This is a genomic window from Microbacterium yannicii PS01 (assembly GCF_000304335.1).
GTDB lineage: Bacteria > Actinomycetota > Actinomycetes > Actinomycetales > Microbacteriaceae > Microbacterium > Microbacterium yannicii_A.
The window spans coordinates 24079-36686 of sequence record NZ_CAJF01000020.1; the positions used below are offsets into that span (position 1 = coordinate 24079).

Sequence of the window (12608 nt, forward strand, 5' to 3'; positions counted from 1 at the left end):
CGAGTCGACATGCGCAGCGGCCGGATCGCTCGATGACACCCGTCGGATCAGCGCTGGAACACGACCCCCTCGGCCCGCGCCAGCACCGCTCCGGTGGCATCGGGCAGGTTGTCGCGCAGGGCCTGCCACGCGGCTCCAGCGCTGCCCCAAGGTGCGTCGGAGCCAAACAGCAGACGTTCCACATACCCCGCGTCCTGTGCGGCGAGGGCGAGCACGGGATCGAGCGACGAGGTGTCGTACCAGATGGAGCGGAGGTCTTCGTCGATGGCATTCGGATCGATGGCCTGGCCGGTCTTTCCGGCCATGCGGAGGCTGTGGAACAGCTTGCTGTAGGCGAGCAGCAGCGAGCCGCCCATGGCGCCGGCGATCCACCGGATGCGGGGGTAGGAGCGGATGGTGCCCTTCAGTGCCAGTCGTGTGAGTGCGACGGCCTCTTCGGTGGGGGATCCGAAGACGGGGCCGAGGAGCATCGGGTATTCCGTGACGCCGACAGCGAGGTCGTTGTGGACGCCGGGGTGCAGGTAGACCACCGCCGATCGCTCGTCGAGCGCTGCCCAGAAGTCACCGAGCGACGGGTCGTCGAGCGCTACACCGTTGGCGGAGCATCCGAGTCCGACCCCGGCGAATCCGAGATCGTCAAGGCATCGCACCGCCTCCGCTGCGGCGGCCGCAGTGTGGGGCAGCGGAACGGCCCCGAACGCATGGAACCGGGAGACGTCGGCGCACATCTGCGCGTAGAGGTCGTTGGCGATGGACGCGGCGTCTCGGGATGCCGCTTCGTCGGCCCAGTACGGCTGCACCGCCCCGAGCCCGAGGATCTGTTCGTCGATGCCGGCGTCGTCGAGGTCCGCAAGACGGCGGGCGTGGTCATCCTTGTGGCGGAGCGGATACGGCCTGCCGGAGAGCCGGGTGAACGCCTCACCCAGGGCCTCGGGCAGGTGATGAGCGTGGACGTCGACGATGCTCATCGTGCAGCCCCGTCCGATACGGCCGACTCCGCCTGCAGCGTGCGATAGCCGCTGCGGTAGAAGACGAGCGGCTCGGGATCGCCGGAACCGGTGCGGGTGCCGATGGCGCGCACCGCCCCGACCACGATCCAGTGATCGCCGCCGTGGTGGACCGCGTCGATCTCGCATTCGATGACCGCGATCGCGTCGTCGAGCACAGGCAGATTCTCGGGACTGACATGCCACGCGACCCCGGCGAACTTGTCACCCCCGCTGCGCGCGAACGCCCCGCTGATGTCACGGTGGTCAGCGCCGAGGACGTTGATCGCGAACCGGTTGCCGCCCGCGATCCGCGGCCAACTGCGCGACGACTTCGCGGGAGCGATCAGCACCAGGGGCGGATCGAGCGAGAGGGAGGTGAAGGACTGGCAGGTGAGACCGGCGGGCGTGCCGTGCTCATTGAACCCCGTGATGACGACGACGCCGGAAGGGAAGTGCGAGAGGGTCGCCCGGAACGCCGACGCATCGATCGTCGGTCGGGGCTCGGCGACCAGCCACGGGTCGACGATGCCGCTCATCTCGACCAGGCTCATCGGAACATCTCCGCGAGGGCATCGGCGTCGGCGGCGGCGAGGTGCTCAGGCCGGATGCGGTCGGCAGACGGGCCGGGAATCGTCTGGGCGTCAATCAGCGGCATCACCCCGTCGGCGAAGAGCCGGAACCCGCGCCACGCCTCGTCCGCGTCGAAGTCGCCGTACACGAATCGGGCGTTGATGTGACTGACGCCCGCTTCGTCGTACTCCCGCAGCTGCCGGGCGACCGATTCGGGGCTGCCGACGATCGCGGACGCCTGGACCCATTCCGGTGCGGTGAAGCTGTCGTTCGCGATGTCGACCGGACCGTCGACGGTGGCATCCCAGAGTTCGCGCATCGAACGGGTGTCATCGAGCTGCCGACGAGTTGCGACGAAATATGTGAAGTTCATGAAACCGCGCAGCTGCTTCTCGGCGATCACCCACGCCTCCTCGTCGGTGGCAGCCACAACGATCGCCTTGGTGATGCTCGAGAGCGCGAGGCACTCGTCGATCAGTTCGCGCGGATGACCTGCGGCCTCCAGCGCCTCGCGGTAGACCTTCATCTTGCGCACCGCTTCGACGAAGTTGTACCGGCCGAGGGCCACCGGCCAGCCCTGCGTGCCTGCCTTCGCGATGGTGGAGTCGGTATTGGTTGCGAAGCCCACGATCGGGTGCCCCTTGCGGTATCCGATCGGCATGATGCGCATGTTCAGGGTGCCCGCTTCGAGGTCCGTCTCCCACTGCAACGGCGGGTCGGACGACTCCTTGGCGATCGCGTCGAGGGCGACGTCCAGTCGCTGGAATGCGATCTCCTTCGTGTACGTGGAGGGGACGCCGAACTGGGACGACAAGAACGGAATGTGCCCGGTCGAGACGCCGAGGAAGCACTTGCCGCGCGTGAGCAGATCGAGGAGGTTGAGGTGCTCCGCGAGGTGAATGGGGTTGTGGTAGGCGAGGTTGATCACCGTGGTGCCGAACCAGGCCTGCTTCAGTTCGCGGGCGAGGATGCCGCCGATGACGAAGGGGTCGCTGTAGGGCTCGTAGTTGGTGAAGTGCTGTTCGCCGACGTTGACGAGCGCGAAGCCGGCCTTGTCGGCCTCGATGCCCATCTCGATGCAGAAGTCGATCAGCGGCAGGTCGTCGACCGGGCCGCGCCCGGTGGGCCCGAGGAAGCAGGAAACGTACATGAGGGGTCCTATCGTGTCGCGAGCTCGGTGGGGCGGAATTCCGGCCGGATCTCGTCGGCTGCGGGTCCGTCGATGCGCGTCGAACCGACGCGGGGCATGACCTCGGTCGCGAAAAGCTCGAGCGAACGCCGGTAGATGTCGGGATCGGCTTCCGAACCGAATGCGAACCTGATGTGCATGTGGGGCAGGCCTGCGTCACCGTAGCGGGCGACCTCCCGCGCGACGGTCTCGGGAGAGCCGACGATCGCGATGCGCTGCAGGAACGCGGACATCGACTCGGGCATCCCCATCGCCGGGGCGAAGGTGCCTGGGTCTTGCGCAGCGAGCTCGCGCACCGACATTCCCTCCTCGCCCGGGCGCAGCTGCACCCACGGCGGTGCCTGCAGCGGCCCGGCGAGCGCGTCTTCCATGAGCCGCCACGCCTCCTCGTCGGTCTCGCCGACGAGCACGAGCTTGGTGTAGATCGCCCACTGCATCGCAGCGTCGATCTGCGCCGGCGTCGCGCCGCCCTCTGCGAGGCTGTTGCGGTAGACGTCGGCGATCGCAGTGAGCGGCTCGAGGGCGAACGGACCGAAATGCACGAAGCGCCCGTGCCGGCCGGCGTCTGCAACCTTGGACGGAGTGTTCGTGCCGATGGCGTACAGCGGGTGGCCGGTGCGGTAGGAGCGCGGCATGAGACGGCCGACCATCGCACCGTGTTCGTCGCCCGTGTCGAACTCGAGCGGCGGATCCCCCGGCTCGTGAGCCCATGCCCGCTCCAGGACGTCGAGTTTGGCGTCGAAGAGGCTTTGGCGCAGGTCGGATGCGATCCCGGCCTTGTGCCACGCGCCTCCCTCGTGCGGGCGGCCGGCGGACATTCCGAGGATGCTTCGACCTTTAGTGAGCTGGTCGAGCAGGTTCGCCCGCTCAGCGATGAAAAGCGGATGGTGGATGATCAGCGGCACGACCGACAAGCCGAGATAGGCGTGCTCCAGCTGGCCCGCGAGGTACGCGGCCATCATGAATCCGTCGGCGTACGGCTCGTAATTGTTGAAGTGCTGCTCGCCGGCGTACACAGCGCTGAAACCGTGCGCGTCCGCGTAGTGCGCCTGCTCGATGCCGAGATCGATCGCCTGGGTGTCGTGCTCTGCGCGCGAAACCATCTGGCCGAGGAAAAGTGAAAAATGCACCGACAGACTCCTTCGTCGAGTTGAGTACGAAATAGACTGTACAAGTCCAGTTTATTTTGTCAAGCGGCGAGTATTGTCGGAAGATGACTTCTGACCAGGTTGTGCGGCAACCACAGCAGGCTCGCAGTCGCCGAAGCATGGAGGCGATCTACGAAGCAGCCATCGAGTTGCTCACGGAGGGCGGTTGGGAGGCCGTGACGGTCGGCGAGATCGAACGGCGTTCAGGAGTCAGCAGGGGCACCTTCTACTTGCGCTTTCCCACGCGTGACGCGCTTGTCGACTACGTCGGGGAGCGCATGATGGCCGAACTTCTCGAGCATCAGGCGATGATTTTCACCCCCCTCATGGCCGGCGGCGAGATCTCCGTCGAGCACGCCGCGGCGCTGGCAGTGCGCGGCATGGTCGATGTGTTCGAGAAGACCGGCAGGGTGATGGCGCGAACGGTGCGTGCCGACCCTCCGCCGCGCGACATGGTGGCTGTCGCCGATCTCGATCGTGACGTCGCGACGGTGCTGCGGCGCGGCGTCGGGGATGATCCGCAGATGCGCGGAGCCATCGAGTTCTCGATCGAGCTGTGTTTCGCCGCGCTGGTGGCGCGGCATCGCCCTGTGCGCACTTTCCAGGATCATCGCGCACTCACGCGAGAGGAGTTCGTGGCGCACCTGTCCGACTCCGTCGGTGCATATCTGACGGAGCAGGTTCGTCGACTGCGCGACTGACCCGCGCCCACCGCCCCGGCGGGCGGCCGGCCCATCGGCCTGCCGGTTGTCCCGCACTGCGGCACCCGAACTTGACAATTGAAATTGGACGAATACAGTCTACTTTCAACGGTTCAGCGAAGAGCCAGTGAGAGGAACCCGACGATGGCGACCGAAGCCCCGACCACGCCCGAGGCCGGGCACCGCCCGGATCCAGATGTCCGGAAGCTGCGTCCCGGGTTCATCATCACGTTCTTCCTCGCGAACATGGGCCTGTGGATCGCCACTCTCACGCCGGTGATCGTCACGCTTCCACTGAAGGTCACCGAGGTCGACCCTGATCCGGCGACGCAGGCGCTCACGCTCTCGCTCGTCCTCATCGTCGGTTCGGTGGTGGGGATCATCTCGAATCCGGTCGCAGGGCGACTCTCCGACCGCACGACGTCGCGAATGGGGATGCGGCGGCCATGGCTTCTCATCGGCGCCGCGCTGACTCTGATCGGCATGATCTTCGTCGCGTCGGCGACCTCCGTCGGCCCGCTCATCCTCGGCTGGGTGCTGGCCATGGTCGGCACGAACACCATGATGGCGGTGCTCATCGCCCTGCTTCCCGACCACGTGCCGCATGAACGGCGTGGACTGGTATCGGGACTGCTGGGAGTCGGGCAGGCGCTGGCCGCAATGATCGGGGCGGGTCTTGCGTTCGGTCTCAGCCAGCAGTCGATCGCGCTCGCGCTCATCGTCCCGGCCGTGATCGCCGCCGTCTTCATGATCCTCGCGTGCGTCGTGCTGAAGGATCGTCACCTCGACAAGGCGGACCGCCCGCCCTTCAATCTGGCCGCGTTCGTCGGCAGCTTCTGGGTGAACCCGCGCAAGCATCCCGACTTCGCTTGGGCATGGTGGAGCAGGTTCGCGATCTTCATGGCGATCTCGATGGTGCTCAACTACCAGCTCTACTTCCTCGTGTCGCAGATCGGACTGAGTCAGGAGGAGGCGATCGCCGTCATCCCGGCGGCTACAGCCGCGCAGACTATCACGGTCGTCATCGTGAGCCTGATCTTCGGCCCCCTCTCCGACCGGCTGCGACGACGGAAGATGTTCGTCCTCGTCTCTGCGATCGTTGCGGCGGTCGGCCTCGGCCTCGCCGCGTTCTCCACCTCCATCCCGACCTTTCTCGTGGCCATGGTGCTCGTCGGCCTCGGTCAGGGCGTGTACTTCGCGGTCGACCTCGCGCTGGTCACCGACATCTTGCCGAACAGGGCGCAGGATGCGGCGAAGAACATGGGGGTGTTCAATCTCGCCAACGTCATCCCGCAGACCGTCGCTCCTGCCGTCGCGCCTCTGTTCCTGTTGATTCCAGTGCTGTCGATCACGGGCAAGCCGGGACAGAACTACACGGCTCTGTTCATCGGGGGCGCGATCTTCGCCGTTGTCGCAGGACTCTCCATCTGGAAAGTGCGCGGCGTCCGATAGACGACCGCCCACGCCCTCGCGAAGCGTCCGGGGCAGGCATATATCGACAGTTCCCACAGAGTGGGGTCCAGCGTGGAGGAGCAGACCTATGAGGATCGACGTGCACGCCCACTACTGGGCGCAGAAGTACATCGACGCCCTGATCGCCGCCGGCCGGCGCGACCTCGCCTTCGCCGGACAGCGTGACGATCTCGCTTCGCGGTTGGCCGAAATGGATCGCGTCGGGGTCGATGTGCAGCTGTTCTCGGCGATCGGCCTGAACACCGAGGTGGAGGATCCGGATGCCGCGGCCGTCGCGTGCCGGGTGATCAACGACCTCTACGTCGACATCGCCGATGAGTACGAAGGGCGATTCCGCGGGTTCGCGTCGGTGCCGCTGCCGCACGTCGCAGAGGCCATCGCGGAGACGGACCGCGCCCTCGACGAACTCGACCTGGTCGGCATCGCGCTTCCCTGCGTCATAGGTGGGAAGGGCCTCGACGAGTATCCGGAGTACTGGGAGTACCTCGGCTCTCGCGGACGTCAAGTCGTCGTGTACGTGCACCCGGTCGGTGCCGACTCGAATTGCCACCCAGGTCTCGCGCAGTTCGGACTCAACATGCTGCTCGGCTCCACGATGCAGATCGCGATGGCGCCGCTGCGAGTCGCCCTCTCCGGCATCACCCAGCGGTATGCGAACATCCAGTTCATCTTCGCCCTGTGTGGTGGGACTCTGCCCTATCTGTGGCAGCGGTACGAGCGCAACCTCCGTCGGGGGATCGAGATGAGCGCGGTCGCCGCGGTCGGCAAGGGCATGTTCGCGTGGATGGACGACCTGCCTTTCGATGAGGACGAGCCGATGGAGCTGTTCCGGCAGAACGTGCACTTCGACACGTCCGTTCAGGACATCCCCGCTGCGTTGAGGCTGGCCAAAGAGACAATCGGGGTGGACCGGTTGATGCTCGGTTCCGACGCGATCTTCGCGAGCCTGACGGAGGCCGTCCAGACGATCCAGAACGATCCGGATCTAACCACAGACGACAAGCACCGCATTCTCGACGTCAACGCTCAGGCGCTGCTGGGGTTGCCGACTTCGGGTCGTCGCGCGACGCATTGACAGGCTGCGAACTTACGGGTTACTGGACCCTTGTGATCCATTCCGCCGTGACTACCTGTCGAACGTTGCGAACTCCAGTCGTCCTTGACGCACGGTATAACCGGCATTGATACCGCGCTTCAGCATCGCTGACAGCGGCCAGCGAAATAGACCGATACAGTCTTGTTTCAACGGAGCTCGGAGTCGAGCGACGCCTGAGACCGAAGGGGCACTTCGATGATGAAGCGCACGCACACAGCACTGGCAACGCTCAGCGTTGCTCTCCTCGCCGTCACCGGCTGCGCCGGCACGGCCGAGGAGACAGATCCGGCGCCGACCGAGAGCGCACAGGCGATCTCCGATGCCGGCCTCGAAACCCTCATCGCCGCTGGCGGCGGGACGACAGGTGCCGCAGGCGCCGAGGAAATCAAGATCGGCTGGGTCAATGCGGACACCGGTCCCGGGAGCACGCCCGAGATCACGGCACAGACGGATGCCGCGATTGAGCTGATCAACACGCAGCTCGGCGGGGCGGGCGGCAGCACCATCGTGCTGGACAAGTGTGAAGTGACCAGCGAGGAGTCGGGCCTGGAGTGCGGACAGAAGTTCGCGAACGACGATGAGATCATCGCGGTCCTGCAGGGCAACATCGCCACGGGATCCGCATCGTTCCACTCGGTGATGGATGCATCCGGAATCCCCATCATCGGAGCGCTCCCCCTCACGGGCGAGGACGGAATGGCCCCGAACGGGTACTACACCGCACCCGGCTCCTTCAGCACTGTCCCGGCGGTCTTGGAGCTGGTCGGCCGCTACCTGCAGCCGAAGTCCGTCGCGGTGATCACCGTCGAGGGAGAAGTGGTCTCGACCCAGATCGGCACGGCAGTAGCCGCCGCTCTGCGTGGGATGGGCAGGGACGTGAAGCAGGCGGCCATCGAGCTCTCCGCGACGGACGTGACCGCACCTCTGGTGGCTGCGGGCGTGCAGGACGCCGACCTGATCATTCCCCTCGTCATCCTCCCGCCCCAGTGCATCGCGGTGGACGCCGCACTCCAGGCGCTCGCCACCGACGCCACCGTCCTGGCGCTCGCGGCGTGCCAGTCCATCGCGGTGAAGGAAGCGCTCGGCGACTACCCGGCATGGACCTACTTGGCCGCCTACCCGAACCCGGACGTCGAATCGGCGGACGCAGAGGTGCAGGCCCAGCTGGAGGCATACAAGGAGTGGTATGCGACACTTCCGGCGGCTGAGATGGACGGCGTCATCCCGTTGCAAGGTGCGTTGACACTCCAGCGCCACCTCAACGAGGCGACCGAACCCAGCCGAGAGGCCGTCGGCGCCGCCGCGGCGGAGTGGACCGGTCCCGTGTTCCTCGGCTCACCGATCGTGGCCTACGGCTCGGTCATGACACCCATCCCACTGCCCGCACTGCCGTCGCTCGCGACGCGGGCCTACGCCTACGACGGCGACGGCGGCTGGACGGACGTGACCGACGGCGCCTGGCTCGGCCTGTCTCAGTGATCGCGCGTGGGGTGGCGGTCACCCCCCGCGCCTCCACCCCACGGGAGCTCCCATGCAATCGATACTCCTTTTCATCGTCATCGGTCTCGTTCCGGGCGCACTGATCGCCGCGGTCGCCGTCGGACTCGTGCTGACGTATCGCGGTGCGAACATCGTCAACATCGCCACCGGCTCGCTTGCGATGATGGGCGCCTACGCCTACTACGGGCTCACCGACGGCGGATACCTCTACGGCACGTGGCTCATGCTCGGGCCGGGGCCGTGGCCACCGTGGGCCGCTCTCGTCGCAGCGCTCGCCGTCAGCGCCGGCCTGGGCGTGGCGTTGGAATTCGTCGTCGTCCGTCCGCTCCGGCAGGCTGCGCCGCTGACGAAGCTGCTGGCGACGCTTGGTGTGTATCTCACCTTCGGGTCCTTCATCTTCCTCAGCTTCGGCTCCGACGGGCAGTCTCCTGCCTCGGTGCTCGGTCCGGGCCTGACCATCCGCGTCTTCGAGATCCCGATCCGCGTCGAAGGGCTGATACTGGCGGCTCTGGTCGTGCTCGTCGCAGTCGCCCTCGCCGCCGTGTACCGCTTCACGCGATTTGGGCTCGCCACGCGGGCAGCGGCGGAGAACGACACCAACGCGACGCTGGCCGGGCTCAATGTGAACGCGCTGTCCCTGGTGAACGTCACGCTGTCGGCCACCCTCGCCGGTCTCTTCGGGATCCTGGTGTCACCGATCACCGGGCTCGACCCGGGAACGATCCCCAATGTGATCGTCCCTGCCCTGGGAGCCGCGCTGCTTGCGTCGTTCACCTCGTTCTCGATCGCGGTGGCCGCGGGACTCGCAATGGGTGTGGCATCCTCCCTCCTCATCCTCGCTCAGGCGCAGTCCTGGTTTCCCGCCCCCGGCGGAACGGCGCTGACCGGCGTCGACGACCTCCTCTTCTTCGTCGTGATCGTCGTCGCGCTGTTCCTCAGGGGTTCCAGCCTGCCCCTGCGCGAGAGCCTCCTCGAGAAGCGCCTGCCGCCGGTGCCGGTGCCGGTGCGGCTCCTGCGTCCCGCGATCGCCGTGGCCGTCCTGAGCGTGGCGTATTTCCTCCTCACCCCCTACGACTTCCGGCAGGCGGGCATCAACACTTTCATCGGCGTCGTCCTCGCGCTGTCGTTCGTCGTGATCATCGGGTACGTCGGGCAGTCCTCCGTTCTCCAGGTGGCCCTGGCGGGCGTCGCCGGCTTCACGGTGTCGAAGCTCGCAGAGCAATGGGGGATCGGCTTTCCTGTCGGGCCGATCCTCGGAGTGCTGGTAGCGGTGGCGGTCGGCACGATCGTCGCGTTCTCCGCATTGCGCGTCCGTGGGGTGAATCTGTTCATCGTCACGCTCGCCGCCGCCGTCGCATTGGAGCAGTTCGTCTTCCGCAATCCGACGTGGGGCGGGGGTGCTACCGGCGCCAAGGTGTCCCCTCCCGAGATCTTCGGGATCGGGATCGGTCCGGATGCCTCGTTCCTGGGCATCGGGGGCATCCCCAGCCCGCTCTTCGGTGTCCTGATCGCCGCCGTCGCCATCGCCGCGTGCCTGCTCGTCTCGAGCGTGCGGCGGGTCAATCTCGGCCATCGCTTCCTCGCGGTGCGCTCCAACGAGCGCGCCGCGGCAGCCGCCGGCATCAACGTGCGCAACACGAAGCTGACCGCCTTTGCACTCTCGTCGGCGATCGCGGGAACCGCCGGCGTCCTGTACGCGTACAACTTCGGCTCGGTGACGGCGGGCAGGTTCAGCGTTCCGATCGCGATGAGCGCCATCGCCTTCGCCTACATCGCGGGGATCACCACGGTCCGTGGGGCGGTGCTCTCCGGCACCATGATGGTCGGTGCAGTGGGCGGCTTCCTCGTCCTGGAGCGCATCGAGCTCCCGTATGAACTGCTGCAGCTGGTCGGCGGGATCGCGCTCGTCCTGACGATCGTGTTCAAGCCGGAGGGCATCGCCGGTGGGCCGCTGAAGAGCCAGACAGGGCAGCCCACACTGCGCCAGAAGCTGACTTCGCGCCGACCGACCGTGGAGGTGGCGTCGTGAGCGCAGCGCTCGAACTGCGAGAGCTCACCGTCACGTACGGCGGTGTCGTCGCGTTGGATCACGTCTCGTTCGAAGTGCCGCGGGGCTCGCTCGTCGGTCTCATCGGACCCAACGGCGCCGGCAAGACGACGCTGATCGACGCCGTCACCGGCTTCACCCGCTCGCGGGGCAACGTGATCATGGCGGATGCATCGCTCGCCGGACTCCCACCCCACAGTCGTGCTCGCCGGGGGCTCAGACGCACATGGCAGCACGGCGAGCTGTTCGACGACCTCAGCGTACGGGAGAACCTTTCCGTGGCCGCCGATCTGCCGCGTGCCTGGCGGACTCTGTCGGACATCGTCCGCGGGCGCTCCGGCCCGGTGGCCTCCGTTGCGGACACGCTCCGCATCCTGGGACTCGAAGAGCTGGCGGACACCCCCGCCAGCGAGCTCTCGGAAGGCCAGCGCAAGCTCGTCGGGGTTGGCCGCGCACTCGCACCAGCTCCCGAGCTGCTGCTGCTCGACGAGCCCGCGGCGGGTCTGGACACGAGCGAGAGCGCCGAGCTCGGACACGTGCTGCGCGATGTCGTCGACCGTGGCACAACGATGCTCCTGGTCGATCACGACATGGGGCTGGTGATGGGAATCTGCGACCACCTCGTCGTCCTCGACTTCGGCCGTGTCATCGCGCAAGGCACCCCCGCCGAAGTCCAGGCGAACCCCGACGTCATCACCGCGTACCTCGGTGCACCACAGGAAGGGACGATCTCGTGACCACGTCCCACGCACTCCTCGAAGTCGACGCACTGGCCGCCGGCTATGGTCGAGCCGGAGTCGTCCGCGACATCTCGCTGCACGTCGGCGCCGGTGAAGTCGTGGTCCTGCTCGGACCCAATGGCGCCGGCAAGACCACAACCCTCCGCGCGATCTCGAAGGTCATTCCCGCATCAGCCGGGGAGGTGCGCTTCCTCGGCCGCAGCGACAAGCGCGAGCCCGCATTCGCGCTTGCGCGCCGCGGGCTCGGCCATCTTCCCGAGGGCCGTGGCCTCTTCTTCGGGCTGACCGTCGAGGAGCACTTCGCGCTCTCGCACCCCGGTGAACGGCGGATTTCCTTCGCCGAGGCCTTGACATTCTTCCCGGAGCTGGAGCGCCTCCGCACCCGGCGGGCGGGGCAGCTCTCCGGCGGCGAGCAGCAGATGCTCGCGCTCGCCCGCGCGATGGCACGCGGACCGCGCCTGCTCATGATCGACGAGCTCAGCCTCGGACTCGCGCCCATCATCGTGGAAAGACTGATGCCACGGGTCAGGGAGTACGCGGATGTGACCGGTGCAGGTGTGCTGCTGGTGGAGCAGCAGGTGAACGCCGCGCTCAGGATCGCCGACCGGGGCTACGTCATGGCGCGCGGGCGCGTGCGCATGACAGCCGACGCGGAGCAGCTGATCGCGGACCACGACCTGATCGTGGCGAGCTACATGGGAGATTCGGGGGAGGGAGTCGAAGCGTGAGAGTCAGAGTCGACGACCTCGGCGCGTGGATCGAGAACCACCACGACTTCGCGCGGTTCGATCTTGCGACGGACCTCGACAACGACGAGCTCGATCGCATGCTGCGCGGAGCGGATGCGGGGCGATGGGATGGTGATCACGGATGGATCCGGCGCAGCTGGATCCGCGAATCGGTGGATGACGCCTCCCACCGCTGGAACGAGCAGTTCGAGGAGATGATCGGCTACGCGGCAAGACAAGGCTGGGTGAGCGCTGACGGGGAGGTGCGGGTTCACCGCAACCGTTAGTCCGTCGCATGAGCTGATATGGGCCGCGCCGAGTCGATTGCACACCATCCTCCCGCCGACCGCGAGTGACGCCGGTTCGGGCCGCCGTGGCCGCGTGTCCACCCGCCCGAGGCTTCCTGCTGATGCTGTCAGCCATACTG

The 12608-nt window shown here is 66.9% G+C and carries 12 protein-coding genes; 8 read left to right on the forward strand and 4 right to left on the reverse strand.

Translation table 11 applies throughout. From position 1 onward, the window contains the following. Window positions 1-47: 47 nt before the first annotated feature. From WYM_RS12095 to WYM_RS12110, 4 genes are read right to left on the reverse strand one after another with little or no spacing between them, the layout of a single operon-like run. Window positions 48-968 carry an amidohydrolase family protein gene (locus WYM_RS12095; protein WP_019181105.1) on the reverse strand — a complete coding sequence of 307 codons (921 nt, stop codon included), beginning with the start codon at window positions 966-968 and terminating at the stop codon, window positions 48-50. Then, complete coding sequence (locus WYM_RS20125; protein WP_019181106.1) at window positions 965-1540, reverse strand: flavin reductase family protein; 576 nt, start codon at window positions 1538-1540, stop codon at window positions 965-967. Before WYM_RS20125 ends, WYM_RS12095 begins: the two co-directional genes overlap by 4 nt. Further along, window positions 1537-2709: an LLM class flavin-dependent oxidoreductase gene (locus tag WYM_RS12105; protein WP_019181107.1), complete on the reverse strand. Its 1173-nt coding sequence runs from the start codon at window positions 2707-2709 to the stop codon at window positions 1537-1539. Before WYM_RS12105 ends, WYM_RS20125 begins: the two co-directional genes overlap by 4 nt. 8 nt (window positions 2710-2717) lie before the next feature. Beyond that, window positions 2718-3878 (reverse strand): LLM class flavin-dependent oxidoreductase, encoded by a 1161-nt coding sequence (locus tag WYM_RS12110; RefSeq protein WP_192813748.1) that lies wholly within the window; start codon window positions 3876-3878, stop codon window positions 2718-2720. A 137-nt stretch (window positions 3879-4015) separates the two neighbouring features. Here WYM_RS12110 and WYM_RS21135 point away from each other — a divergent pair, with 137 nt between their 5' ends. The 8 genes from WYM_RS21135 to WYM_RS12150 all read left to right on the forward strand — a co-directional run bounded on the left by WYM_RS21135 (window position 4016) and on the right by WYM_RS12150 (window position 12468). Continuing rightward, window positions 4016-4597, forward strand: coding sequence for a TetR/AcrR family transcriptional regulator (locus tag WYM_RS21135; RefSeq protein ID WP_019181109.1), 582 nt, complete (start codon window positions 4016-4018; stop codon window positions 4595-4597). A gap of 144 nt (window positions 4598-4741) precedes the next feature. Beyond that, window positions 4742-6049: an MFS transporter gene (locus WYM_RS20135; protein WP_019181110.1), complete on the forward strand. Its 1308-nt coding sequence runs from the start codon at window positions 4742-4744 to the stop codon at window positions 6047-6049. Window positions 6050-6137: 88 nt separating this feature from the next. Beyond that, a complete protein-coding gene (locus WYM_RS12125; RefSeq protein WP_019181111.1) occupies window positions 6138-7145 on the forward strand; it encodes an amidohydrolase family protein in 1008 nt (335 codons plus the stop codon). Between the two features lie 216 nt (window positions 7146-7361). Continuing rightward, complete coding sequence (locus tag WYM_RS12130) at window positions 7362-8645, forward strand: ABC transporter substrate-binding protein (RefSeq protein WP_019181112.1); 1284 nt, start codon at window positions 7362-7364, stop codon at window positions 8643-8645. A 52-nt stretch (window positions 8646-8697) separates the two neighbouring features. After that, window positions 8698-10695, forward strand: coding sequence for an ABC transporter permease (locus WYM_RS12135; RefSeq protein WP_019181113.1), 1998 nt, complete (start codon window positions 8698-8700; stop codon window positions 10693-10695). Then, the gene (locus WYM_RS22070; RefSeq protein WP_019181114.1) at window positions 10692-11450 is read left to right on the forward strand and encodes an ABC transporter ATP-binding protein; all 759 of its coding nucleotides are present in this window, start codon (window positions 10692-10694) and stop codon (window positions 11448-11450) included. The genes WYM_RS12135 and WYM_RS22070 overlap by 4 nt, the downstream gene beginning before the upstream one ends. Then, window positions 11447-12181, forward strand: coding sequence for an ABC transporter ATP-binding protein (locus WYM_RS22075; RefSeq protein ID WP_019181115.1), 735 nt, complete (start codon window positions 11447-11449; stop codon window positions 12179-12181). The genes WYM_RS22070 and WYM_RS22075 overlap by 4 nt, the downstream gene beginning before the upstream one ends. Continuing rightward, window positions 12178-12468, forward strand: coding sequence for a hypothetical protein (locus WYM_RS12150; RefSeq protein WP_019181116.1), 291 nt, complete (start codon window positions 12178-12180; stop codon window positions 12466-12468). Before WYM_RS22075 ends, WYM_RS12150 begins: the two co-directional genes overlap by 4 nt. The last annotated feature ends 140 nt before the right edge of the window (window positions 12469-12608 follow it).